The following is a 25,301-nucleotide window of genomic DNA, read 5'->3' as shown; positions in this document are numbered from 1 at the left end:
CGCGCTGCATTTAGGCGGGTACGATCTGAATATCGCCCGCCGGGACGTGCGGCCTGAGCTCCTGCACAATCCGCCCCTGCTCCATCACCAGTACACGGTCCGCGCTGGCGATGGTCTCGGGCCGATGGGCGATAATGACCTTGGTCAGGCTCAAGGCCTTGACGGCATCGTTGACCAGACGCTCCTTCATCACGTCCAGATGGCTGGTCGCCTCATCCAGGAACAGCAGCTTCGGGTTGCGGTACAACGCACGCGCCAGGATCACCCGCTGCTTCTGTCCGCCTGACAGCGAACTGCCCATGTCGCCGATCAGGCTGTAATAGCCCATCGGCATGGCGGCGATCTCGTCATGCACGGCAGCCAATCGCGCCGCGTGTTCGATCCGGTCCTGATCCATCTCCGGGTCGAAGAAGCTGATGTTGTCGGCCACGCTGCCGGCGAACAGTTGATCGTCCTGCATCACGGCACCCACGATGGCGCGGACATTGCGGGGACCTATCCTGTGCAGATCGTGCCCACCGACGCGGATGGTGCCCGCCGCGGGCGGGAGCAGGCCCAGCAGCAGTTTGACCAGCGTGGTCTTCCCGCAGCCCGACGCTCCGATGATCGCCACGGACTCCCCGGCCTCGATCGCGAAACTGCAATCCTTCAGCACCCATTGCTCGCCCTCGCCGTAGCGGAAGGAGAGGTTCTCTACGTCGATCCGTGTGCTGGCCGGGGGCGGCGCCTCTGGCTGACCGGCGTGCTCCTCGGGCGGTGTCAACACGATGTCGGCCAGACGCTCGCCATGCAGGCGCAGCATGCGGAACTCAACCCACTTGTCGATCAGGGCCGCCATCCGCCCGGCAAACTGGTCCTTGTACGCAAGATAGGCGATCAGCATGCCGACCGAGAACACGTTCTGCAGCGCCAGCGTGGCGCCGATCCAGATCACGGCGATGCGTTCGATGCCGAACACCAGTTGACTGGCGCTGTTGAAACCCAGCCCCATGCGCGCCAGCCGTACTTCCTGGTTGACGGTGTCGTGCATCAGGTTGTCGTACGTACTGCGGCGATGTGACTCCTCTCCCGCCACCTTCAGACTCTGCATCCCGCGCAACGATTCCAGCAGATGGGTCTGCTGCTTTGCACCCGCGACCAGTTGCTGCTCGGTACGATCGCGGACGGGCCGATACGCGATAGAACGGATGCCCAGATACAGGATCACGGCCAGCAGCGTCACCAGCGCCAGCTTCCAGCTGTAGAACAGCATCAGCCCCAAGGTGACCACCGCCATCAGGCCATCGATGATGGCCTCGACGAAACTGGTGGTCAGCGTGCGCTGGATCGCCTGTACCGATGACATGCGCGAGGTGATGTCGCCGAGATGCCGCTTCTCGAAGTAGTCGAGTGGCAGTTTGAGCAGGTGGGCAAACACATTTCCCATCCACTGCAGTCCCAGTCGCGACGACAGGTAGACCACCGACCAACCACGCAGCAGGCCGATACCGATCTGCAGCACCAGCGCCAGCCCGAAGCCGAGCCCAAGCACCGTCAGCAGGTCGCGATCCGCGGAGACCAGCACGTGGTCCACCACCCACTGCATGTAGAACGGCGCCAGCACTACGAACAGCTGGAGCGCCACGGACAGCAACAGGATCTGCGCCAGTGCGCGCCACATTCCACGCACCGGCCCCGTGAGCTGCCGAGCCGTCACGGAGGGCGCCGTCTTCTGCGGCTTGAACTCGGCCGTTGGCGCCAGCTCAAGCGCCACGCCGGTGAAGTGATCGGAGACCTCTGAAAGCGAGAGTTTGCGCTCGCCGATGGCTGGATCAAGGATGGTGACCCTCGACCTGCCTACCTTCGCCAGCACGACGAAATGGTTGAGATCCCAATGCAGGATGCAGGGCAGCTTGAGCTTGCCCAGATCTTCCATATCCAGCCGCAACGGGCGGGAGGAAAAGCCAAGCTGGTTGGCGATGTGGATCAGGTGATTGAGCTTGGCGCCTTTGAGTGAGAGCGGGAAGCGATGGCGAAGCTGCGACAAGCCAACGTGATAACCATGCGCGCTGGCCACCATCGCGAGAGAAGCGAGGCCGCACTCGGCGGCCTCGGATTGCAGTACTGTTTTCAACAATCTCAACTCCGAGAGCGCCTCTTGTTATTCTTAATCTCAGTCGATAGCAAAGACCGTGCGAACGTGACTCTATTACACGATAGCGGCAACCATCGACACGAAGCCAAAAAAGATTGCCAACGAGCAGCGGCCGCCCTAGCAATTAACTGGCAGCTTCGAAAGCATCCTGCACGACGGACAAAAGCTCCGCCAAATGCATCTGCAACAGCTCATGACCGGGCCGCAAGGAACGAACCGCCTGGCGAGCCACCACAGCCTTTGGCATTTAACTCAGAGCAGCAATTAGGCGGCCAACCTATTATCAGGGCTTAGATCCATTCTGTTCCCGCCCCTGCCGCCATATTATCCAAGCACATGGAATCGAAAGTACGCCGAGAAATACATCAATTCCTGATCCAACTTCCAAACCGTGCTTAGTGACAACGATACCCATGACGATCACATACGGAATTGTTCCCCTAACACCGCGCATTATTATTCCGAATATAGTTGATTAGGATTAGTGCCCCGCACAAGCAGCATGCGGGGCTCGGACATGATATCAAAGTCCGTCGTTAAGGCCGTCCCAAACTCCCTCAAAGAAGTCAACGATGTCGTCGGCCAGCTCGCTCATTTCGCGACATCTGCGGCAATCGCAATCGCCACCAGAGACGCTGAACAACTCGTGCTCACGTAGTTCGCGGATCATGAAGTCTTCCTCAAGAGTTTGCGACAACGATGGCCACTACGAGCGAGATAGCGCCAGCCCATTTGAGGGCACTCCCAATAGCGTGTCCTACTTCATATCCAGCGTCGTAGCTTTCCTCGCTCCCTCCGGAAACTACGTTGATCTGGTCCATGCTCAGTTCATACATTCAAATCACTCCTTGTGTTAATCGACGCACGCCCGCGTCTTGGGGCCGGGAACACACCCAGCAATCTTGTTACCGGGCGGCGACTCAACCATTGCCCACCTTCCCACCCAGCGAATACAGCGGCTCAAAGATCCATTCCACGAGCGCCCTCCGCTCACCCAGCACATCCGCATCCACCAACATCCCCGGCCTCAACGCCTCCGGCTTGCCGTAGGCCGTGATCGCCTGCCGCGCAAGCGAGACGGTCACCCGATAGAACGGCTCACCCTGCTGCGCATTGCCGATCAACGCACCCAACTCACTCGGACTGAGCGCGCTGCGACTGATAGCGGCGATGCGCCCCTCCTGATGGCCGAACTTCTGATAGGGAAACGCTTGGTAACGCAGCAGCACGCGGTCGCCGGGCTGGATAAACCCGATTGCCCGGCTCGGCACGAGCAATTCGGCCTCCAGACGTCCATTGTCCGGTAACAGCGTCATCAGCGGCTGGCCGGCTTGCACTGACTGCCCCGGCTTGACGACCTGCGTGGCCACCACGCCGGCAACTGGTGCCTTGACGACCAGTGAGCTTCCGGCCTGCATCTGCACGCGCTCCTGTTCCAGCTGCGCCAGCTCACGCTGAAAGTCCGCCGCACTTGCCTGTTCCTGCGTCGGCAACTCGTCGACGGTCTGCTGCAATTGCGCAATCAGGCGCCGGATGCCAATCGCCTGCCGCTGCAGCGACTGCATCTGCCCCGTGTACTCGAGGACCGTGGCTTCCTGCTGCTTGATCTGCAGCACGCTCACGTACTGGCCACCCTCCAGTCGGCGCAAGCGCGCCAGCGTCTCGGTGGCGATGCGGATCTGATCCTGCCGGGTGATGACTTCCGACTCGACCTGCGCCAGTTCGCGCTGTGCGACCGCCAACTGGGCGTTCGTACCCTTCGCCTGAACGCGTAGTTGCTCCTGTTGTGCCTGCTGGGTGGACAGCAATCCGTCCTGCCGCTGCTGCAGCCGCTGCTCAAGTGCCACCTGCGTGTCGCCTGCCGCCAGCGTCGCGCTAGGCACGTTGACCACGGCCAGCGCATCACCCGACGCTACGCGACCACCCTCTCCGGCACCGAGCTTGGTCACTACCCCGGTGGCGGGCGCCAGTACGGTCGCCAGGCCCTGAGAGGGCACCAGCTGTCCCGTGACGGTCGAGCGCCGTGTGTACGTGCCGAAGGTTACGAACAGCACGATTGCCGTCGCCGCCAGTGCAGTCGCCAGCGTCAGCACCCACAGGGATACGGGCTGCGCCAGCGAGATGCCGCCCAGCCAGCTGCCGCGCTTGGCTTCCAGGACTTCCGGGCGGAAAAGTGATTGTGTCACGCAGCTTCCTTGACTCGTGGCGCCGACCCGGACTGGGGTCGGCCGACTCGGGCATCCCTGCGCCCTTGAGTCGATCTTGTCTCACCACCAAAGGGCACTTCAACCGCAGTTTCGCGGGTGCACGTCAGTGGCTCTGACCTTCACACTTACAACGACCTTTCGTTTCAACGATCTGTGCGTATGTGTCAGCAATAGTGGACAACCTGCGGTCAGTCCGGCTGACACAAAAATGTGAATTGCTTTGCGATATTCATGTGTTTAGTTTGGGCGGCTCTCACCCAACAGGCTGAATCAACTCACATGAAACTCTCAATGCGCATAAGGATTGCGCGCCAACGCGCACGGATGTCCCAGGAAGCGCTCGCGCTCACTCTTGGAGTTACGCGCAGTGCCGTTGCCAACTGGGAAGGTGCCGACGGCGTGCTACCTGCATCCGCGCGCTTGGCGAGGCTGGCTGAGATTACTGACGTGAGTTTCGAGTGGTTGGCCACGGGTCGCGGCCCCCTCCGACATGCCAGGGGAACCGACAAGGTGTCTGACGTGGATGGCGAGTTCATCCACGACGAAGAGGAGCGGCGGCTGCTGCAAGCTTTCAGGGAGATGACGGCTGATGCTCGCCTGCAACTACTTCTTATCGTGGAGGCTGGGAAAGGCCACAGGCGAACGGCGGACAGACCCCTGCGTTGAAGGGTGCGTCTTTGTCAAAACGGCTTCGCCAGCACCAGCCACACGATCGCGATCAGCGCGAACAGCGGCAGTTCGTTGAACCATTTCAACGCCGTGGGCGATGGCAGCGACCTGCCTTTCGCCACGCCCTTGAGCCAGCGGCCGGTGACGATGAAGTGCGCCAGGGTCAGCGCCACCAGCGTCAGCTTGGCGTGCAGCCAGCCGCCGCTGATGTCGAAGTGGAACCACAGCACGCCACCCAGGATCACCGCGATGCCGAACATGGTGTGGCCGAAGCCATACAGGCGGCGCCCCATCAGCAGCAGGCGCGCCTGCACGTCGGGCTGCCCGGTCGTATCGGCCAGGTTGACCAGGATGCGCGGCAGGTAGAACACGGTCGCCATCCAGGCGATCACGAAGACGAGATGGAAGGTCTTGACCCACAGATACATGCGGCTGGCTCCGTCTGGCTGCGCGGGATGGCGTGCGGCGCATAGGATAGCGCGCCGCATCGCGTAAGCTTCCCGCCTTTCCGCACGCCGGGCACGCGCATGACCAAGCAGTACGACGCCGACTACTTCCAGCGCTGGTATCGCGACGGCGACATCGGGGGCGCACCGCGGCTTGCGCGCAAGGTGGCGCTGGCGGTGGCGGTGGCCGAATACCACCTGGAACGACCGATCCGCACGGTGCTGGACATCGGTTGCGGCGAAGGCGCGTGGCGTGCGCCACTGCTGAAGCTGCGGCCGAAACTGCAGTACCTGGGCTTCGACGGCAGCGAGTACGCCGTCCGCCGCTTCGGTCGCACGCGCAATCTGCACTACGCACGCTTCGAAGAGTTCGAATACCTGCGCCCATGCGAACCCGTCGATCTGCTGGTCTGCTCGGACGTGCTGCATTACGTGCCGACCCGCGAATTCAAGCGCGGGCTACGGGGCCTGGCGGAGTTGAGCGGCGGCGTGGCCTTCCTGGAGACGTTCGCGAAGGAGGACGCGTTCGAAGGCGACCATGACGGCTTCCAGCCGCGCAGGGCGGCGTGGTACCGGCAGGCCTTCCATGGTGAGGGGTTCCAGTCCATCGGAAACCATTGCTGGCTGGGCCCGCGACTAGCGGGCGACGTGGCGGTACTGGAGGCCGCGGATTTCCGGCCGATAACCTGAACAGGCCGCGCGCGGCGGCACCCGGCTTTGGGGTATGCTGCGACGCAGCACCGTGCACCAAAAGCGGGACTCCGGACAGCCATGACCTTGTACCAACTGCACGAACTCGGACGCGCATGGATGGCGCCACTGGCCTACATGGCCGAAGCCAATGCAAGGATGTTCTCGACACCGACCAGCTGGCTCTCCAATGTGCCGGGCGCCGAGCGCATCGCCGCCGGCAACGAACTCGTCCACCGCATCGGCAAGGATTACGAAAAGCCGGCGTGGGACATCCGCGAAGTCGAGGCGCACGGTCGCAGCGTGCCCGTGGTGGAGCTGGAAGCGCTGAAGAAGCCCTTCTGCCGCCTGCTGCGGTTCAAACGCTACACCGACGATGCGGCCACCATCGCCGAGCTGAAGGACGACCCCACGGTCCTGGTGGTCGCGCCGCTGTCCGGGCACCACGCCACCCTGCTGCGCGATACCGTGCACACGCTGCTGCGCAACCACAAGGTTTACGTGACCGACTGGGTCGACGCGCGCATGGTCCCCGAATCGGAGGGCGCTTTCAGCCTCGATGACTACGTTGCCTACGTGGAGGAGTTCATCCGCCATATCGGCGCGGAGAAGCTGCACGTCATCAGCGTCTGCCAACCGACGGTACCGGTGCTTGCTGCGGTTTCGCTGATGGCCGCGCGTGGCGAGCCCACGCCGCGTTCGCTGGTGATGATGGGTGGGCCGATCGATGCGCGCCGCAGTCCGACCGAAGTGAACAGCCTGGCGACGCGCAATCCGCTGTCGTGGTTCGAGAACAACGTCATCCATACCGTGCCGATGCCTTACCCGGGCGAAGGCCGCCGCGTGTATCCCGGGTTCCTGCAGCATGCCGGCTTCCTCGCGATGAACCCGAGCCGGCACTTCATGTCGCACTGGGACTTCTATGCCGACCTGGTGAAGGGCGACCTGCAGGACGCAGAATCGCACCGCAAGTTCTACGACGAATACAACGCCGTGCTCGACATGCCGGCCGAGTATTACCTGGACACCATCCGCACCGTGTTCCAGGAATTCCTGCTGCCGCGCGGCGAGTGGACGGTCAATGGCGAACTCGTGAAGCCGGCCGCCATCAGGAAGACCGCACTGATGAGCATCGAGGGAGAACTCGACGACATCTCCGGCCAGGGCCAGACCGCTGCCGCGCACGACCTGTGCACCGGCATCGCGAAAGCGCACCACAAGCACCTGACCGTCGAAGGCGCCGGCCACTACGGCATCTTCAGCGGCCGTCGCTGGCGCGAGAAGGTCTATCCGCAGGTGCGCGATTTCATCGCCAAGTACGCCGGTTGATCCGACCCGGGGTGGCGGGACGCCAATCGCGACACTGTCGAACGACCGGCGCCTCCAGGCTCAGCAAGAAGGCCGCCCTCACGGGCGGCCTTCTTGTTCGCGACGCACGGCGATCCCCGTCTTCCTTTACACCACCGGCGTACGCACCAGCAGGTGCTTCGCGAGCCAGCCGTGGAAGACGCCGACGAAACGCGCCAGGTGCAGCGTGGCGAACAGCAGGACGAATCCGATGACGGACAGTAGCGGCAGCATCCAGGGCGCGTCGGTGACCATGTTCCAGTGGCCGAAGTTCAGCACATAGTCGAAGGGAAGGAAGTAGGCCACCGGCGCCGCGATGAAACCCAGCGACAGCGCAAGCAGGGTGATGGCCACCGAGAAGTACAGGACGCCGAGCGGATGCATCAGCAGCAGGTACAGCATCGCGGTCCACGTGCGGCCATCGGTGAAGAGTTCCTTCAGCCGCGTCATCCACGGCTTGTCGCGTTGCGTGTAGAGCGGGCGGCGCGGCATGCGCTCGCCGAGCAACACCTCGACCAACCGCCCTTCCACCAGCGACAGCAGCCGTACCGACATCAGGAACAGCAGCAACAACGGGATGCCGACGATCAGGATCAGCAGGCCGGCCGACAGGCTGGCCCCGGTCACCACCCAGGTGAAATAGAACGTGCCCGTCGCCAGCGACAGCAGCATGTAGAACAGGGCGCCGTAGGTGCGGGGATCGGCTGCCACGCCGAAGAAGCGTCCCAGCAGCGACTTGCGCTTCGGCGGCACCGGCGGGCGCAATGCCCTGGCGACCGTGACCTCGGTTTCCCGGTAGATCTCGGCGACCTCCTCCGGCGCACCGTAGCTGCCGGCGACCGAAGCGATCACCTCGGCTTCCGACTTGCCCGGGTTCTCCGCCAGTTCCGAACGCAGGTACTCCTCTGCGTCGTACACGGCATCCTGGATCATCGCCTTGTCGGCGCCGGCCAGGGCCGCACGCAGCTGGTCGAGATACTCGGGGATGGTGGTGGGCAGGCTGCCCGAAACGGTGGTGGTGTTCATGCAGGAATCCCCTCAAGCACGGAATCGACGGAATCGCGGGTGGCGCGCCAGGCGGCGGCCCAGGACTGCAGGGTCTGCCGCCCTGCCTCGGTGATGCGGTAGTAGCGGCGCGGAGGTCCGGCGACCGACGGCTCGACGAAACTGTCGAGCAGGCCGCCTCCCTCGAGATTGCGCAGTACCGGATACAGCGCGCTCTGCTTGCCGCTGAGCACGCCCTCGCCCACGCGTTCGAGCTGCTTGGCGATCAGGTAGCCATACAGCGGCTCGCCGGCGCGGGCCAGGACCGCCAGCAATGCCAGCGACACGGTGCCGGCGCTGAGCTCTTTCTGGAACTTCTTCAGGTGGATGTCGGGCTCGTTCATCGTTCCCCCTCCGCGGGACCCCCGCTAGGTTGGAGAGGATGCTATTACGAAGTTTGATATAGCGAATGTGCCAGTAGTCACCCCGTCCTGCGTCATGACGTCCAGGCAGTCAGGGAGGCGCGGGAACACGCGCGCGCTGGTGGCAGGCCTGCGTGGCCCGGGCGGTCGACATGGGTAGCGTGGCGGCCCTGCAGGATTGCCGGCACCGGGACGCACGCCCTACTTGACCCGCCGCTTCTCCAGCTTGCGTGCCAGCGTGCGCCGGTGAAGTCCCAGCCGGCGTGCGGCTTCGGAGATATTGAAGTCGCTGGCCGCGAGCGCTTCGTGGATGTGTTCCCACTCCAGCGTCTTGATGGAGGTCGTGCGCGCGGTCAGTTCCACGTCGGCATCGCCCGCGGCGCGCTGGAAGGCTGCTTCGATATCGTCGGTGTTCGACGGTTTGGCGAGGTAGTGGCGTGCGCCCAGCTTGATCGCCTCCACCGCGGTGGCGATGCTGGCATAGCCGGTCAGCACCACGATCACCATCGACGGGTCGGCGTCGTGCAGCCGCTTGACGCTGGACAGGCCGGACGCGCCGCCGGCCAGCTTGAGATCCACCACCGCATGCGTGGGCGCGAACTCCGCCAGCAGCGCCGCCATGCCTTCCTCGCCCGCGAGATGACGCACCTGGTAGCCGCGCCGTTCGAAGGAACGCACCAGCGTCCGCGCGAACGCCGCATCGTCCTCGACGATCAGCAACCGGCGCTCAATCCTGGTCGTCATCATCCGTCTCCTCGATCGCGATCGCCGCCAGCGGCAACGTCAGCGTGACCGTCGCGCCGCCCTGCGGCTGGTTGGCCGCATCCAGCCTGCCACCGAGCGTGCGCGCCACGTTGACCGACAGGAACAGCCCCAGGCCTCCGCCCGGCCTGCCCTTGCTGCTGTTGTAGGGCGTGCCCAGGCGCCGCAGGATGCCGGGCTCGAAGCCGGGGCCGGCATCGGAGACCTCGACCCTCACGGCGTCATCGTGGATGCGGACGTCCATCCCGACCCAGTCCGGCGACGCTTCCAGCGCGTTGTCGAGCACGTTGAACACCATCTGTCGAAGTCCGGCATCGGTGACGATACGGCGATCGAAGGGCGTCTGGTTGCGGTATTCGAAGCGGGACGGACCGCGCGCCTGTTCCCATTTATGCGCCAGATCGTCGAACAGCGCATGCAGCGTCGTCTCCGTCGGCGCCTCGGCACGCGTCTCGCCGGCGGCCATCAGGATATTGGTGACGATGGACTTGCAGCGCGCGACCTGGACCTGCATTTCCAGCACATCGTTGTGCAGCTCGCCATCGGACGCCATGGTGGGCAGGTGCTGCCAGTCGCCGAGGATCACCGACAGCGTGGACAGCGGCGTACCCAGTTCGTGTGCGGCACCCGAGGCCAGCAGCCCGATGCGCACGATGTGCTCCTCCTCCACCGCCCGCTGGCGCAGCTCGGCCAGCCGCGCGTCGCGCTCGCGCAGGATGCCGCCGATGCGGGTGATGAACACGACCAGCAGGCCGGCGATCAGGAGGAAGCACACCAGCAATCCCTGCACGTAGTGGTCGGCCAGCCCACGCGCCGGTTCCACGGCCAGCTTCAGCGGCGCGGGCACGGCTGCCAGCCCCACCACGCACAGCGCAGCGGCAGCCGCGATCACCCAGCTGCCCGGCGAGCGCAGCAGTACCGTGCCGATCACGACCTGCAGCAGGAACAGGAACACGAACGGATTGGCGATGCCGCCCGACAGGTACAGCTGGATGGTCAGCGAGGCCACGTCCACCAGCAGGCCGATCAACAGCGCGCCGTGGGACACCTGCGCATGACGCCGCCACCACGCGTGGCTGGCCAGGTTGAACAGTGCCAGCGCGGCCAGCACGGCGAACATCGGCGCGAGCGGCAACGCGATATCCAGGCCGTACTGCACCATGAGGATCGTCGCCACCTGACCGACCACCGCGATCCAGCGCAGCTGGATGAGCTGCTGCAGGTTGCGCAGCCCGGCGCGGTCGTGCGAGCCGTCCATGCGGGGCACGGCGCGCCCGGGATCGTCGACGGAATCAGCCTGGCGGAAGTACATGCGGGTCCGGGGGGCGACGGAGGCGCCGATCATGGCGCAACCGGCGCTCCGACGCGACCAGCAGGCCACCGCCGACCAGCGCCAGCAACGCCATGCCGAACCAGGTCAGCGCATAGGACAGGTGCGGGTCGCGGAACGTCACCACCGTCATGCCGCCGCGCGGCCACCCGCGCACGGCCGGATCGCGGTCGGCATCGATGAAGAACGGCGCGACGTCCCGGACCGGCAGGCCCCGCGCGCCGGCGATCGCGGCGACGTCGCGCGAGTACCATCGGTCCTCTGCCGGCACGTTCCGGCGCAGGAAACCGCCCTCCGGCTCGCTCATGCGCAGGAGCCCTTGCACCACCACCCGCCCCTCCGGCGCAGGCGACACCGCCCCGCCGATCGGCACGAAGCCGCGGTTCACCAGCACGCGATCGCCATCGTCGGTCTGCAGCGGCTGGAGCAGCCAGAAGCCGCCACCGAGTTCGGTGACCGCCTGCGTGCGCGTTTCGCTGCCGGGCACGAAACGCCCGCTGACCGACACGCGCCGGTAACTGTCGTTCGCGTCGCTGACGGACGCCCACTGAGCGCGCGACGGCGCGGGCACAGCCGCTGCGTGGATGCGCGCATCGACGCGCGCGATCAGATCGTGCTTCCACGCCATCCGCTGCAGCTGCCACACGCCCAGTGCGATGAATCCGCAGAAGGCGACCGCCAGCAGGCCGGCGAACGCGACCCGCCACCGCCTGCGCGGCGCAGGAGGACGCGTCGCGGCGGCGGGATCGTTCACGGAAGGCTCTGGACCGCGTCCTGCACCTGATGCATGTCGTGCGAGCCCGGCATCATGTGGGTGTTCATGTTGTGCATGACCCACAACGTGCCGGCCAGCACGATCACCAGAAGGACGGCAGTGAAGATCAGCGCGAACAGGTTCCAGCCGCCTTCCGACTTCGGATTCATGTGCAGGAAATACACCATGTGCACGACCACCTGGGCCATGGCGAAGGCCAGGATCACCAGCGTGGTGATGGCCGGCGTGGGCAGCACCTTGGCCATCACCAGCCAGAACGGGATGGCAGTCAGCACGACCGACAGCACGAAGCCGGTCGCGTACTCCTTCAGGCTGGCGTGCGGAATGCCGTCCTCGAAAACGTCGTCGTGTTCGGAAGAAGAAGAAGGGTTGGCCATCACTGCACGCCCATCAGGTAGACGAAGGTAAAGACGCCGATCCAGACGACGTCCAGGAAATGCCAGAACATCGACAGGCAGGCGATGCGGCGCGTGGTGGTGCGATTGAGCCCCCACTTGTGCACCTGTACGCACAGCACGACCAGCCAGATGACGCCGAACAGCACGTGCAGGCCGTGTGTGCCGACCAGGGTGAAGAACGCCGACAGGAACGCGCTGCGCTGGGGTCCCGCACCTATGTGGATCAGGTGATGGAACTCGTAGACCTCGATCGACAGGAACGCCAGGCCCAGCAGTCCGGTGACCAGAAGCCAGCCGACCGTACCGCGGGCGCTGCGCTTCATCATCGCCAGCATCGCGAAGCCGTAGGTGATCGACGACACCAGCAGGATGCCCGTATTGATCGCGACCAGGTGCAGGTTGGGCAGGAACAGGTCGCGGCCGGACGGGCCGGCCGCATAGCTGCCGGAAAACACTCCGAACGTGGCGAACAGGCTGCCGAAGATCATCAGGTCGCTGAGCAGGTAGATCCAGAAGCCCAGCAGCGTGCCGTTCTCGGGATGATGCCTGCCCTCTGTGTCCAGGAACACCGGCGAGCCGTCGGGTCGATTCAGGGCGATGGACTCAGACATGGGCGTGCTTCGCAAGGCCTTGGTTCAGGAGTGCGCGCTCCAGCTGTTCGGTGCGCGCCTGCTCAGTGCGGGCGACCTCGTCGGCCGGAATGTAGTAGTCGCGGTTGCGGTCGAAGCTGTGCCAGATGGCATAGACGATCGTCGCCACCAGCGACACGCCCGCCAGCCACCAGACGTGCCAGATCAGGGCGAAGCCGCAGACCGTGCTCAGTGCCGACAGGATGACGCCGGCCCCAGTGTTGCGCGGCATGTGGATCGCCTTGAATCCGTCGCGCGGACGCTGGAACCCACGCTGCTTCATGTCCGTCCAGGCATCGGTGTCGTGCACGACCGGTGTGAACGCGAAGTTGTAATCGGGCGGCGGCGACGACGTGGACCACTCCAGTGTGCGGCCACCCCACGGATCGCCGGTGTGGTCGCGCAGCTGTTCGCGTCGGCGGAAGCTGATGTAGATGCAGAACAGGAACGCGGCGATGCCGATCGCCACCAGGACCGCGCCGAAGGCGGCGATCTGGAACCAGATCTGCAGCGAAGGATCCTCGAAATGGCTCATGCGGCGGGTCACGCCCATCAGGCCCAGCACGTACAGCGGCGTGAACGCGAACCAGTAGCCGGCCAGCCAGAACCAGAACGAGACCTTGCCCCAGAAGTCGTCCAGCCGGAAGCCGAACGCCTTGGGGAACCAGTGCGTCATCGCCGCGAACAGGCCGAACACCACGCCGCCGATGATCACGTTGTGGAAGTGGGCGACCAGGAACAGCGAGTTGTGCAGCACGAAGTCCGCCGGCGGCACCGCCAGCAGCACGCCGGTCATGCCGCCGATCACGAAGGTGACCATGAAGCCCATCGTCCACAGCATCGGCACTTCGAAGCGGATGCGGCCGCGGTACATCGTGAACAGCCAGTTGAAGATCTTCGCCCCGGTGGGGATCGAGATGATCATCGTGGTGATGCCGAAGAACGAGTTGACGCTCGCGCCCGAGCCCATGGTGAAGAAATGGTGCAGCCACACCAGGTACGACAGCACCGTGATGCAGACCGTGGCGTAGACCATCGACGAGTAGCCGAACAGCCGCTTGCCCGAGTACGTGGACACGATCTCGGAAAACACGCCGAACAGCGGCAGGATCAGGATGTAGACCTCCGGGTGACCCCAGATCCAGATCAGGTTGACGTACAGCATGGCGTTGCCGCCAAGGTCGGTGGTGAAGAAGTTGGTGCCTACGTAGCGGTCCAGCGTCATCAGCGCCAGCACCGCGGTCAGCACGGGGAAAGACACCACGATCAGCACGTTGGTGCACAGCGCCGTCCAGGTGAACACCGGCATCTTCATCAGGCCCATGCCGGGCGCGCGCATCTTCAGGATGGTCACCAGCAGGTTCACGCCGGACAACAATGTACCGACGCCCGCTATCTGCAGTGCCCAGATGTAGTAGTCCAGCCCCACCCCGGGGTCCTGGTTGCCCAGGCCGGACAACGCCAGCCATCCTGCGGTGGAGAACTCGCCCAGGAACAACGACAGCATGACCAGTACCGCGCCGGCGGTGGTCATCCAGAAGCTGAAATTGTTGAGGAACGGGAATGCCACGTCGCGCGCACCGATCTGCAGCGGCACCAGGTAGTTCATCAGGCCGGTGACCAGCGGCATGGCGACGAAGAAGATCATGATCACGCCATGGGCGGTGAAGATCTGGTCGTAGTGGTGCGGCGGCAGGTAGCCCAGGTTGTCGCCGAAGGCCATCGCCTGGTGCAGGCGCATCATGATGGCATCGGCGAATCCGCGCAGCAGCATTACCAGGCCCAGCACCATGTACATGATGCCGATCTTCTTGTGGTCGATGCTGGTGAACCACTCGCGCCACAGCCAGCCCCACAGCCTGTACTTCGTGATCACCGCGAGCAGCGCGAGACCGGCGATGCAGGTACCGATGAAGGTCGCGGCGATGATCGGGTCGTGCAGCATGGGAATGGCGTCCCAGGCCAGGCGACCGGTGATCGGTGAGTGGGGGACGGAGCTTGTATCGAAAGCCATCGTGCTGATCCGGTGATTCCAGGTAGGCGCCGGCGGGGCGCGTCAGGGCGCCTTCAGACCGCCAGCGGTGGGCACGGCGGAACCGCGCTCCGCGGCCTGCGCCGTTTCGACCGTGCAGAGTTCGGCGCGGACGAACGGACCTGCGGCCAGGTTGCCCCGGCGCGGACGTTGCAACGCCTGCATGCCGTCCAGGCCGCGGCCGCCCATGGCGTCGTAGGCCATCATCTGGTCCATGCACAGGCGGTCGGTGTCGACGCAGCGATTGACCACCGCATCGAACAGCCCCGCATCCACGGACGCATAGAGGCGGGAGGGCTCGCGCGAACTCGGCACTTCCAGCTGCAGATACTCGGCGCGGGTCAGCGCGTTGCCGCCGGCACGGGCGCCTTCGATCCAGCGATCAAAACCTTCGTCGGACAGCGCATGGAAACGGAAGCGCATGTGCGAAAAGCCCTCGCCGCTGTAGTGCGAGGAAAAGCCTTCGTACTCGCCCGCCTTGTTGATGACGGCATGCAGCTTGGTCTCCATCGCCGGCATCGTGTAGATCATCCCGGCCAGCGCCGGCACGTAGAACGCGTTCATCGTCGACGACGAGGTCAGGCGGAACGTGATCGGGCGATCGACCGGCGCGGCCATCTGGTTGACCGAGGCGACGCCGTATTCGGGATAGACGAACAGCCATTTCCAGTCCAGCGCTACCACCTGCACTTCCAGCGGTTTCACCTCCTCCGGTACCGGACGCCCTTCGGCGATGCGTCCCAGCGGGCGATACGGGTCCAGCAAGTGCGTGCCGATCCACGTCACCGCACCCAGCGCGATGATGATCAGCAGCGGCACACCCCAGATGACCAGCTCCAGCTGCGTCGAATGGTCCCAGTCGGGCTTGTAGGTGGCCTGCGTGTTCGAGGCGCGGTAGCGCCACGCGAACCAGAACGTCAGCGCGATCACCGGGATGATCACCAGCAGCATCAGCGCCGTCGCCACCAGGATCAGGTTGCCCTGGCGGATGGCGATGTCGCCGGCGGGATTGAGGACCTGCAGGTTGCAGCCCGACAGCACGGCGGCGGCGGGAATCGCCACGGCGGACGGCAGGGCTCGACGCATGAGGGACATGGGCGTGGGGCTTACGGATTGATCGTGATCAATGTAGTGCGCGGGCCCGGCAGGGAGTATTGGACGTTTTGTCCTATCGCGGCGAGGGGTACGGTTTGCGACCCTATGGGCGTACCTTTCCCCTGGTCCGACCCGGCAGCCCCGTCCCATGGCCTCCATGAACCCCACGCGATCCACTCACGACCACGGCACCAAGGCCCATGCCGATGTCGCCCCGGGCGAGATCGCGGTGGGCGTGGTCATAGGGCGTGCGTCGGAATACTTCGACTTCTTCGTCTTCGGCATCGCCTCTGCGCTGATCTTTCCCGCGGTGTTCTTCCCCTTCGTGGATCGCCTGGAAGGCACGCTGTGGTCGTTCGCGCTGTTCGCGCTGGCCTTCGTCGCGCGCCCGTTCGGCACCATGCTGTCGATGAAGATCCAGGCGCGCTGGGGACGCGGCATCAAGCTGACCGTGGCGCTGTTCCTGCTGGGCACCGCGACTGCCGGGATCGCCTTCCTTCCGGGCTATGCCGCGTTGGGCGCGACGTCGATCGCACTGCTGGCGTGCCTGCGCGTCGTGCAGGGCCTGGCTTTGGGCGGCTCGTGGGACGGCCTGCCCTCGCTGCTAGCACTCAACGCGCCCAAGGAACGCCGCGGCTGGTACGCCATGCTGGGCCAGCTGGGCGCGCCGGTCGGCTTCATCGTGGCGGCTGGGGTGTTCGCGTTCCTGTACGCCAACCTAGAAGAAGCCGACCTGTTGACGTGGGGTTGGCGCTATCCGTTCTTCGTCGCGTTCGCCATCAACGTGGTGGCACTGTTCGCTCGGCTGCGCATCGTGGTGGCCGACGAATACCAGGACAAGATGGGCGAGCTGGAACTCGAGCCCACGCCGGTGCGCGAATTGTTCGAGGCCAAGGGCCGGCACGTCGTGATCGGCGCGTTCGCCGCGCTCGCGAGCTATGCACTGTTCCATATCGTCACGATCTTTCCGCTGTCGTGGATCCTGCTGTATTCGCAGCAGTCGGTCGTCAGTTTCCTGCTCGTGCAGATCCTCGGCGCCTTCATCGCCGCCGGCGCCATCGTGGCGTCGGGCCTCATCGCCGACCGCGTCGGCCGTGCACGCACGCTCGGCGGCCTGGCCGTCGGCATCGCGATGTTCAGCGGCTTCGCACCGACCCTGATGGAAGGCGGATCGTTCGGCCAGGGCGCCTTCATCCTGATCGGCTTCGCCCTGCTCGGCCTGTCCTACGGCCAGGCGGCGGGCGCGGTCACCGCGAATTTCGGTCGCCGCTACCGCTACACCGGTGCAGCACTGACATCCGACCTGGCCTGGCTGATCGGCGCCGGCTTCGCCCCGCTGGTGGCGCTGGGCCTGTGCGCCAACTTCGGGCTGGAATGGCTGGGCGCCTACCTGCTGTCCGGCGCACTGGGCACGCTGATCGCGCTCGGCATCAACCGCGCGAAGAACTACAAGAGCTGATCGTCCACGGGGGCGTCCACCGCCCGCGCTTACGGCGCACTACAATCCGGGCATCCCGTGTCCAGGAATGCCCATGCGCCGTCTCCCGCTGCTGCTCGCCTGCCTGATCGCCCTGCCCACCGCGTACGCCGCCGAGCCCCCGAAGTACCTGAGCGCCAAGGAGATCCTGGACGCCTCGCCGGACGCCGACTGGCGCACGCTCGACCCGGCGAACACGCTGTACATGGACGTACCGGGCGGACGGGTCGTGATCGAACTGGCGCCCGCCTTTGCGCCCGAGCACGTGGCCAACATCCGCACGCTGGCGCACGAGGGCTTCTGGAACGGACTGGGCATCTACCGCTCGCAGGACAACTTCGTGGTGCAGTTCGGCGATGCCGATGCGGAAGACACCGCCAAGGCGAAATCGCTGGGCACGGCGAAGACGAAGCTGCCGGCGGAATTCGCACGCACGGGCAGAGACATGTCCTTCACCCGATTGCCGGACGCCGATGGCTGGGCGCCCGAGGTCGGCTTCGTCGATGGTTTCCCGGCGGGACGCGACCCGAAGAAGAACGAGGTCTGGCTGGCGCACTGCTACGGCGCCCTGGGTGCAGGCCGGGGCGGTCCGCCCGACAGCAGCAACGGCAGCGAGCTCTACGTGGTCACCGGCCAGTCGCCGCGGCAACTCGACCGCAACATCACCCTGGTCGGCCGCGTGGTGAAAGGCATGGAACTGCTCAGCGCGATCCCCCGCGGCCCGGAGCCGATGGGCTTCTACGAGAACGCCACCGAGCGCACGCCGATCACCACCGTTCGCCTCGCCAGCGATGTGCCCGATGCCGAACGCACCCCGCTGCAGGTCCTGCGCACCGATTCGAAAACCTTTGCCGCCGCCACCGAGGCGCGCCGCAACCGCCGCGACGGCTGGTACGTGCGTCCGGCCGGCCATATCGACCTGTGCAACGTGCCGCTGCCGGTGCGCGAAGCCAAGCGTTGAGCCACTGATCATCCCTTGGGAGCGACGTCAGTCGCGATGAGGCCGTGCGACGACGTCATCGCGACTGACGTCGCTCCCACAAGAACGCGACAGCCTCACGTCGCCCGCTGGCTCACCGCCACGCTGCCCAGGATCAGCGCGCCCGCGGCCAGCATCGCCAGCGTGACCGGCTCGGCGAGGAACGCCCACGCGAAGCCCGCACCGAACAGCGGCACCAGGTAGGTCACCGTCGATGCGCGGGCCGGACCGATGCGCTGGATCAACCGGTAATACAGCAGGAACGCGTAGCCGGTGCAGACCACGCCGATGGCGATGGCCGCACCCCATGCACCGGGCGCGATGCTGGCGGTGGGCCAATGCGTTGCCGCGAAAGGCAGCACCAGCAGCGCCGCGCAGCCCAGCGTCGCCGCCGCTGCGGCCGCCGGCGGGATGCCCGCCAGATGCTTGCGCACCAGGTTCACGCCCACGCCGTACAGCAACGCCGCCGTGGAGCCGGCCACCACCGCGCCGCCCACACTCAAGCCACCGGCCTTGCTCGTCGCCAGCACGACCACGCCCACGAAACCCACGAGCAGCGCCAGCGAACGGCGTGTGCCGATCTTCTGGCCGAAGAACAGGAACCCCACCAGCGCCGCGAACAACACGGTCATCGCGTTGCAGATCGCGCCGATCGCCGCAGGCGAACGCTGCGCCGCCCACGCGAACAACAGGAACGGGATGGCCGAATTGATCGCGCCGATCATCGCCAGGCGCGGCCACATGCCGGCGCGGAAGTGCGCGCGCTCGCGCCACAGGAACGGCAGCAGGACCAATGCTCCCAGCGCCAGCCGCACCTCGACCAGCGCGAATGGTCCGAACGGGTTCGCCGCGATGCGCATGAAGAGGAACGAGCTACCCCAGATCGCGCCCAGCGCCAGCAACTCCAGCGGCGTGCGCCAGTCGCGTCCGGCCACCTGCGGGATGGGGTCTACGGTGGTCGTCGCCTGTGCCATGGTGGGAGCCTCGTTCGTGCCTGCCGCCATTCTGGCCGATCCCGCCAACCCCACAAGCGCGTACGATACGGCCAAGCCACAAATATGGCTTGTGCCTGGAGCCACCATGAGCCTGCGCCCCGCCCTGCTGCCCGCCCTCGGCGTTTTCGCCGCCGCCGCCCGCCACCAGAATTTCGCCCACGCCGCCGACGAACTGCACCTCACCGCCAGCGCCGTCAGCCACCACGTACGCAAACTGGAAGGACTGCTCGGCGTGGTCCTGTTCCAGCGCCACGCGCGCGGCGTGAAGCTCACGATGGAAGGCCGCCAATTGGCGGATGCCGCCAATGCGGCGCTCGGCGATATCGATGCCGTGGCCTCGCACCTGCGACTCGCCGGCAAGACCACCACGCTGCGCATTACCACGCTGCATTCGATGGCCTATTGCTGGCTGCTGCCGCGGTTACCGCGTTTCTGCGCGCGCCATCCCCATGTCCGCCTGCACGTCGACACCGGCATCGCGCTGACGCGCTTCGATGACGAAGGCCCGGAACTGGGCATCCGCCATGGACCCGGGCATTGGGCAGGCCTGACCTCGCACCACCTGATGGACGATGAACTGTTCCCGGTCGCGTCGCCCGCCCTGCCCGGCATCGAAGCGGTCAAGGAGCCGCGGCAGATCGCCCAGTTGCCGCTGGTGACGGACCTCGCGCTGCAGGGCTGGCGCGACTGGTTCCGTGCCGCCGGCGTGCGCGGGCTGCGCCTGCCGTCGATGCACAGCTTCAACGACAGCACCGATGCGATGCGCGCCGCCGTGTATGGCGTAGGTGCGGCGCTCGCGCGCCGGCATGTCGCCCAACCCTATCTGCAGCGTTACGAACTCGTGCGGCTGCCCGGGCCGGCGCTGAAAGCGCGCTTCGCCTACTACGCGGTGCATCCGGCGCACAAACCTCCCAGCGCCACCGCGCAGGCCTTCATCGACTGGCTGAAGGAAGAAGCGCGCGACGAGCGCACGCCGCTACCGCCGATGCCGGACGACTTCCTGGGGCGTGGTGCCCATCAGTAGCCCGACAGACTCAGGGCACGGCTTTCAGCGCCTGCACCACCATCGGTTTCAGCGCACGGATGTTGGGGTCTTCGGACTGATCGGCTTCCAGATGGACACTCATCAGGAAAGCCATCAGATCGTGGCGACGCGCGAGCCAGGTCGTATCCGCATACGCCTGCTTGGCATCGCCCAGCCGGGGCGGCAGCGCACCGAACCAGCCTGTCCACGCCGCTTCCTCGAGCAAACCGCGTTTTGCGGCGTACAGCACGGGCCGCGCCAGTCGTCCCGGCTCGCCGAAGACATACGCGTGCGCACTTTCAGGCACGACCTGGGCTGCTACCGCCCGGAGCAATGTCTCTACCTGGGCACGGTCCACACGTTCGTTGAGCACCAACTGGAGTACCCAGTCCGCGCCGTGGGCAACACCGTGGCGCCAGCCGTCTTTTGCGTCGAAACCGCGGTAGTCGCGCACCGACGACAGGTACGCGGCCGCACGCCGCACCATCGCGTCGCGTTCGTCCGGCGACATCCATGGCGCGATGCGGTCGGTACGCGCGACTTCGGACAGCACGAGTGCGGCGAACGGAGGTCCCACTCCGTCGGCCGTATCCTGTTCCAGCATCTCGTACAGGCGATCGCGCAGGGTGCGGCGCTGTGTCTCGTCCAACGAGCCCGCACGAAGCCACGCACTGAGACCCTCGTAGCCGATCCCATCGCGCAACGTCGGATCAGGATCGGACAAGCATGCGGGAAGCCTCTCGACCAACGTCGCACGCACGTCGTCCGGCACGGCGAAGCGCTGCTCGCGCAACAGCCGCAACGATCCGGCATCCGTTCCCTCGGGCGGACACGACGCGTACGCGGGCGAGGACACGAATAAGCCCGCCAGCACCAGCACTATCGAAATGCGCATCTTGATCTTCCTAAGTCTTCGGCGACCACGTCAGAGGCTGGCGCCGTCGAACGGGGTCACCTTGAGGGCCGCCAGGTCCACGCCCGGCAGGCAGCGAACGTTGACGGCCGCCATCTGCGCACCTGTCTTGGGATGCGCGGCTTCGCCGTACGGGGCGATCCCGCAGACAGCGCAGAAGTGGTGCCGGATGTGGTGCTTGTTGAACGTATAGGTCGACAGGTCGCCTTCGGGCGTCTTCAACACCAGCGCCTCACGCGGCACGAACCACAACAGGCCGCCACGCCGACGGCAGAGGGAACAGTTGCAGTCGATCACGTCGTTGACCTCGCCTTCGACCTCGAACGCGACCCGCCCGCAATGGCAGCTTCCTTCATGCTTCATGGCACGTCTTCCGTCTGGCTGGGTGGCCAGCGTATATCGAATGGCACGGGCACGGGCATGACCTTCGGCCTATGCTTCCGGTTCCGCTCACCGCCGCACCGCAACAGGACTCCCATGCGCAAGACCCTGCTCGCCGCCGCCCTCCTGGCCTCGCTGTCCGCCTGTCAGAAGAGCGAAGCCCCCACCGCCGCTGCCGGCGCCGATACGGCGGCTGCCTCCACGGACACCGCCAAGGCCGATGCGGCCTTCGCCGATCTCTCCAAGCGCGCCCTGGAAGGCTGGCTGCAACTCTCGCCCGTCGGCGCCACCCAGATCGGCGAACACAAATACGACGGCGAACTCGACGACCTGAGCGCCGCTGGCCGGCAGAAGGGCCTGGAGTTCAGCAAGAAGATCCTGGCCGAACTGGATGTGACCGACATCGCCGCGCTGTCGCGCGAGAATCAGGTCGACGCCGCCATCCTGCGCAACCAGCTGCAGTACGACATCTGGACCGCCGAAACGCTGCAGAGCTGGGCGTGGGACCCGCAGGTCTACAACAACGTCGCCGGCGGCGCGATCTACGGCCTGATGGCGCGCGAGTTCGCGCCATTGCCGGATCGCCTGAAGTCCGCCACCGCGCGCATGCAAAAGATCCCGGCACTGCTGGCGCAAGCCCGCGAGAACCTGGACCCGGCGCGCGTACCGAAGGTGCATGCCGAGACCGTCGCCAAGCAGAACGCCGGCATCCTCAGCATCGTCGATACCTTCATTACGCCGCACCTCAAGGAACTGCCCGAAGCCGACCGCGCGCAGGCCGACGCCGCCATCGACGGCCTGAAGAAGGCCGTGGCCGAGCACCAGGCCTGGCTGGACAAGACGCTGGTACCAAACGCGAAGGGCGATTTCCGCATCGGCCAGGCGCTGTACGACCAGAAGCTGCAGTTCGCCCTGCTCTCCTCGCTGTCGCGCGCCGACATCAAGCAGCGCGCCGAGGGCGAGCTGAAGCGCGTGCGCGAAGAGATGTACGGCATCGCCCGCACCGTGCTGAAGGACAAGCCCGGCGCGCCCGCGCTGCCGGAAACGCCCACTGCCGACGAACAGCAGAAGGCGATCGAGGCCGCGCTCGAGCTGGCCTACGCCGAACGCCCGGCGCGCGACAAGGTCGTGCCGGATGCCGAAGCGGCGCTGGCGCAGGCCACCGAGTTCGTGCGCAAGCACGACCTGGTCACGCTGCCCGACGCGCCGGTGGAAATCATCGAGATGCCGGAGTTCCAGCGCGGCGTGGCGGTGGCGTACTGCGATTCCCCCGGCCCGCTCGACAAGAACCTGAAGACCTTCTACGCCGTCTCGCCGATTCCGGACGAGTGGGACCAGAAGCAGGTCGACTCGTTCCTGCGCGAATACAACAGCCGGATGATCCACCTGCTGAGCATCCACGAAGGCACGCCGGGCCACTACCTGGAAGGCTGGCACTCGGCCAAGTTCCCGTCGACGCTGCGCGCGGTGCTGCGCTCGGGCATGTTCGCCGAAGGCTGGGCGGTCTACACCGAGAAAATGATGTCCGACGCCGGCTACCTCGACAACGACCCGTTGTTCCACCTGGTGCAGATGAAGTTCTACCTGCGCACGATCGCCAACGCGATCCTCGACCAGGGCGTGCAGGTGGACGGCTGGACGCGCGAGCAGGCGATGGACCTGATGGTGCGCCAGACCTTCCAGCAGGAACGTGAAGCCGCCGGCAAGTGGACGCGCGCGCAGCTGACCTCGGCGCAGCTGCCGACGTACTTCGTCGGCGTGCAGGAGCACTTCGACATGCGCAAGGCGGCGGAAGCCAAGCAGGGCGCGCAGTTCAAGCTGAAGGCCTACCACGACCAGGTGCTTTCCTACGGCGCACCGCCGGTGCGCTTCGTCCGCCAGCTGATGCTGGACGAACCGATCAAGTGACGTCCCGGCGCGCACGTCAGCGCGCCTTTGCCGGGACGTCATCCCCGCGAATGCGGGGATCCAGCGACTTCCATGGCACGGTGTAGAGCGGAGCTTGCTCCGCTTGCTTCACGGAAAAGGCAGCCGAGCAAGCTCGGCTCTACGCGCGGACCACATGCACCGCGACACGGTGGAGCCATGCCTGACCGGCAGAAAGCCAAGGCATGCGTCAGCGCGCCTTTGCCGGGACATCATCCCCGCGAACGCGGGGATCCAGCGGCTTCCATGGCACGGCGTAGAGCGGAGCTTGCTCCGCTTCCTCGCAAGAAAACAGCCGAGCAAGCTCGGCTCTACGCCAGGCGCGAGGTCGCCACGATCACACCGTTGGCATCGGCATAGATCCAGTCGCCCGGCGCGATCGACAGGCCGGCGAACGCCACCGGCACGTCCACCTCGCCCAGGCCGCGCTTGTCGGTCTTCATCGGATGCGATGCCAGCGCCTGCACGCCGAGCGGCAAGGCGGCGAGCGCGTCCACATCGCGCACGCAGCCGAAGATCAGGAAACCGGACCAGCCGTTCTTCACCGCGTTCGCCGCGATCTGGTCGCCCAGCAACGCGCGCCGCAGCGAACCGCCGCCATCGACCACGATCACCCGGCCTTCGCCCGGCGTCGCCGCCAGTTCACGCACGCGCGAGTTGTCCTCGAAACACTTCACCGTCACTGCCGGCCCGGCGAACGCAACGCGTCCGCCATAGCCGCGGAACACCGGCTCGGCGACCTGCACATCGGGGTACTGGTCGCACAGGTCGGGCGTGGTCCAGGACATGCGGGCAGCTCCGAGGGCGCGGGTTGACCGCATGGTAACGCGGCCGCGACGCATGCCGGGCTATGCTCCGCGCATGGACGACCTCTTCGCTTCTCCGCCCCCGGTTTCCACCGACGGCATCCGCGTCGGCATCGGCGGCTGGACCTTCGCGCCGTGGCGCAAGAACTTCTATCCCGAGGGTCTGGTGCAACGGCGGGAACTGGAATACGCCAGCCGCCAGTTGACCGCCATCGAGATCAACGGCACCTACTACAGCGCGCAGAAACCGACGACGTACGCCAACTGGCGCGACCAGACGCCGGACGGCTTCGTGTTCTCGGCCAAGGCGCCCAAGCGGATCATGCAGTCGCGCTCGCTGGCGTCGACGCGGGCCCAGGTGGAGGATTTCGTCGGCGGCATCGCCGAACTGGGTCCGAAGCTGGGGCCGCTGGTCTGGCAGTTCGAAGCGGGACGACGCGTCGATACGGACGAACTCGATGCCTTCCTGGCGCTGCTCCCGCGCGACGTGGATGGCCGCCCACTGCGGCACGCGCTGGAAGTCCGCGACCCCGCCGCCGTCGACGCGGACTTCATCGAACTCGCGCGTCGCCATCAGGTCGCCACGGTCTTCACCGATTCCACCGAGTACCCGTCCTTCGCCGACCTCACCGCGGATTTCGTCTACGCACGCCTGATGCGCTCGCAACCGATCGAGACCGGGTACCCGCCGAAGGAACTGACGCAATGGGCCGAGCGCGCACGCGCCTGGTCGCGCGGCGGAGACATCGCCGAACTGCCGCACGTGGGCGAGCCCGCGCCCGTGCTGCCCAGGCGCGACGTGTTCCTGTACTTCATCAGCAGTGCGAAAGAACGCAACCCGGCGGCGGCGATGGCGATGATCCGCCAACTCGCGAAGTGA

General features: G+C 65.8%; 25 protein-coding genes. 8 read left to right on the top strand and 17 right to left on the bottom strand.

The features are described 5' to 3' along the window. Window positions 1–10 precede the first annotated feature (10 nt). The 3 genes from Q0907_RS02850 to Q0907_RS02840 form a co-directional block, all read right to left on the bottom strand. Window positions 11–2,113, bottom strand: coding sequence for a peptidase domain-containing ABC transporter (locus Q0907_RS02850; RefSeq protein ID WP_299341301.1), 2,103 nt, complete (start codon window positions 2,111–2,113; stop codon window positions 11–13). Between the two features lie 544 nt (window positions 2,114–2,657). Beyond that, entirely contained in the window at window positions 2,658–2,804 is a 147-nt protein-coding gene (locus Q0907_RS02845; RefSeq protein WP_299341298.1) for a hypothetical protein, read from the bottom strand. Between the two features lie 250 nt (window positions 2,805–3,054). Then, window positions 3,055–4,320 carry an HlyD family efflux transporter periplasmic adaptor subunit gene (locus Q0907_RS02840; protein WP_299341295.1) on the bottom strand — a complete coding sequence of 422 codons (1,266 nt, stop codon included), beginning with the start codon at window positions 4,318–4,320 and terminating at the stop codon, window positions 3,055–3,057. 300 nt (window positions 4,321–4,620) lie between these two features. On the opposite strand from Q0907_RS02840, the gene Q0907_RS02835 reads away from it, so the two are divergent. Then, on the top strand, window positions 4,621–5,007 hold the full coding sequence (locus tag Q0907_RS02835) for a transcriptional regulator (protein WP_299341292.1): 387 nt from the start codon (window positions 4,621–4,623) through the stop codon (window positions 5,005–5,007). Between the two features lie 14 nt (window positions 5,008–5,021). On the opposite strand, the gene Q0907_RS02830 is transcribed toward Q0907_RS02835, so the two are convergent. After that, window positions 5,022–5,438: a CopD family protein gene (locus Q0907_RS02830; RefSeq protein ID WP_299341289.1), complete on the bottom strand. Its 417-nt coding sequence runs from the start codon at window positions 5,436–5,438 to the stop codon at window positions 5,022–5,024. A gap of 99 nt (window positions 5,439–5,537) precedes the next feature. Here Q0907_RS02830 and Q0907_RS02825 point away from each other — a divergent pair, with 99 nt between their 5' ends. Next, entirely contained in the window at window positions 5,538–6,146 is a 609-nt protein-coding gene (locus Q0907_RS02825) for a class I SAM-dependent methyltransferase (RefSeq protein ID WP_299341286.1), read from the top strand. Between the two features lie 81 nt (window positions 6,147–6,227). Then, window positions 6,228–7,475 (top strand): polyhydroxyalkanoate depolymerase, encoded by a 1,248-nt coding sequence (gene phaZ / locus Q0907_RS02820; protein WP_296282512.1) that lies wholly within the window; start codon window positions 6,228–6,230, stop codon window positions 7,473–7,475. Between the two features lie 126 nt (window positions 7,476–7,601). Here the strand turns inward: phaZ and Q0907_RS02815 are convergent, their stop codons facing one another. From Q0907_RS02815 to cyoA, 9 genes are all read right to left on the bottom strand, one after another. Continuing rightward, entirely contained in the window at window positions 7,602–8,519 is a 918-nt protein-coding gene (locus Q0907_RS02815; protein WP_299341283.1) for a sensor domain-containing protein, read from the bottom strand. Next, window positions 8,516–8,881: a PadR family transcriptional regulator gene (locus Q0907_RS02810; RefSeq protein ID WP_296282516.1), complete on the bottom strand. Its 366-nt coding sequence runs from the start codon at window positions 8,879–8,881 to the stop codon at window positions 8,516–8,518. The genes Q0907_RS02815 and Q0907_RS02810 overlap by 4 nt, the downstream gene beginning before the upstream one ends. A gap of 219 nt (window positions 8,882–9,100) precedes the next feature. Next, window positions 9,101–9,643 (bottom strand): response regulator transcription factor, encoded by a 543-nt coding sequence (locus Q0907_RS02805; RefSeq protein ID WP_299341281.1) that lies wholly within the window; start codon window positions 9,641–9,643, stop codon window positions 9,101–9,103. Further along, window positions 9,627–11,006, bottom strand: a complete 1,380-nt coding sequence (locus Q0907_RS02800; protein WP_299341279.1) for an ATP-binding protein — start codon at window positions 11,004–11,006, stop codon at window positions 9,627–9,629. The genes Q0907_RS02805 and Q0907_RS02800 overlap by 17 nt, the downstream gene beginning before the upstream one ends. After that, window positions 10,954–11,745, bottom strand: coding sequence for an SURF1 family protein (locus tag Q0907_RS02795; protein WP_299341276.1), 792 nt, complete (start codon window positions 11,743–11,745; stop codon window positions 10,954–10,956). Before Q0907_RS02795 ends, Q0907_RS02800 begins: the two co-directional genes overlap by 53 nt. Continuing rightward, window positions 11,742–12,143: a cytochrome o ubiquinol oxidase subunit IV gene (gene cyoD, locus Q0907_RS02790; RefSeq protein ID WP_299341273.1), complete on the bottom strand. Its 402-nt coding sequence runs from the start codon at window positions 12,141–12,143 to the stop codon at window positions 11,742–11,744. Before cyoD ends, Q0907_RS02795 begins: the two co-directional genes overlap by 4 nt. After that, a complete protein-coding gene (gene cyoC / locus Q0907_RS02785; RefSeq protein ID WP_299341270.1) occupies window positions 12,143–12,775 on the bottom strand; it encodes a cytochrome o ubiquinol oxidase subunit III in 633 nt (210 codons plus the stop codon). Before cyoC ends, cyoD begins: the two co-directional genes overlap by 1 nt. Then, window positions 12,768–14,807, bottom strand: a complete 2,040-nt coding sequence (cyoB, locus tag Q0907_RS02780) for a cytochrome o ubiquinol oxidase subunit I (protein WP_296282524.1) — start codon at window positions 14,805–14,807, stop codon at window positions 12,768–12,770. The genes cyoC and cyoB overlap by 8 nt, the downstream gene beginning before the upstream one ends. 42 nt (window positions 14,808–14,849) lie before the next feature. Further along, window positions 14,850–15,911, bottom strand: a complete 1,062-nt coding sequence (cyoA, locus tag Q0907_RS02775) for a ubiquinol oxidase subunit II (RefSeq protein WP_299341267.1) — start codon at window positions 15,909–15,911, stop codon at window positions 14,850–14,852. A gap of 166 nt (window positions 15,912–16,077) precedes the next feature. Here cyoA and Q0907_RS02770 point away from each other — a divergent pair, with 166 nt between their 5' ends. Then, a complete protein-coding gene (locus Q0907_RS02770) occupies window positions 16,078–17,379 on the top strand; it encodes an MFS transporter (RefSeq protein ID WP_299341264.1) in 1,302 nt (433 codons plus the stop codon). Window positions 17,380–17,446: 67 nt separating this feature from the next. Continuing rightward, complete coding sequence (locus Q0907_RS02765) at window positions 17,447–18,358, top strand: peptidylprolyl isomerase (protein ID WP_299341261.1); 912 nt, start codon at window positions 17,447–17,449, stop codon at window positions 18,356–18,358. 95 nt (window positions 18,359–18,453) lie between these two features. On the opposite strand, the gene Q0907_RS02760 is transcribed toward Q0907_RS02765, so the two are convergent. Continuing rightward, the gene (locus Q0907_RS02760; protein WP_299341258.1) at window positions 18,454–19,350 is read right to left on the bottom strand and encodes a DMT family transporter; all 897 of its coding nucleotides are present in this window, start codon (window positions 19,348–19,350) and stop codon (window positions 18,454–18,456) included. 106 nt (window positions 19,351–19,456) lie between these two features. Between Q0907_RS02760 and Q0907_RS02755 the strand changes: the two genes are divergently transcribed. After that, window positions 19,457–20,395 carry a LysR substrate-binding domain-containing protein gene (locus Q0907_RS02755; RefSeq protein WP_296279138.1) on the top strand — a complete coding sequence of 313 codons (939 nt, stop codon included), beginning with the start codon at window positions 19,457–19,459 and terminating at the stop codon, window positions 20,393–20,395. A 10-nt stretch (window positions 20,396–20,405) separates the two neighbouring features. Here the strand turns inward: Q0907_RS02755 and Q0907_RS02750 are convergent, their stop codons facing one another. Further along, complete coding sequence (locus tag Q0907_RS02750; protein WP_299341255.1) at window positions 20,406–21,290, bottom strand: DUF2785 domain-containing protein; 885 nt, start codon at window positions 21,288–21,290, stop codon at window positions 20,406–20,408. A gap of 30 nt (window positions 21,291–21,320) precedes the next feature. Continuing rightward, window positions 21,321–21,671 (bottom strand): GFA family protein, encoded by a 351-nt coding sequence (locus tag Q0907_RS02745; RefSeq protein ID WP_299341254.1) that lies wholly within the window; start codon window positions 21,669–21,671, stop codon window positions 21,321–21,323. 114 nt (window positions 21,672–21,785) lie between these two features. On the opposite strand from Q0907_RS02745, the gene Q0907_RS02740 reads away from it, so the two are divergent. After that, on the top strand, window positions 21,786–23,597 hold the full coding sequence (locus Q0907_RS02740; RefSeq protein WP_299341251.1) for a DUF885 domain-containing protein: 1,812 nt from the start codon (window positions 21,786–21,788) through the stop codon (window positions 23,595–23,597). A gap of 329 nt (window positions 23,598–23,926) precedes the next feature. On the opposite strand, the gene rraA is transcribed toward Q0907_RS02740, so the two are convergent. Beyond that, window positions 23,927–24,403 carry a ribonuclease E activity regulator RraA gene (gene rraA / locus Q0907_RS02735; protein ID WP_299341249.1) on the bottom strand — a complete coding sequence of 159 codons (477 nt, stop codon included), beginning with the start codon at window positions 24,401–24,403 and terminating at the stop codon, window positions 23,927–23,929. A gap of 73 nt (window positions 24,404–24,476) precedes the next feature. On the opposite strand from rraA, the gene Q0907_RS02730 reads away from it, so the two are divergent. Further along, window positions 24,477–25,301: a DUF72 domain-containing protein gene (locus Q0907_RS02730; RefSeq protein WP_299341246.1), complete on the top strand. Its 825-nt coding sequence runs from the start codon at window positions 24,477–24,479 to the stop codon at window positions 25,299–25,301.

This window comes from uncultured Pseudoxanthomonas sp. (genome assembly GCF_947498795.1).
Taxonomy (GTDB): domain Bacteria; phylum Pseudomonadota; class Gammaproteobacteria; order Xanthomonadales; family Xanthomonadaceae; genus Pseudoxanthomonas_A.
This window is presented reverse-complemented; position numbering and strand designations above follow the sequence as displayed.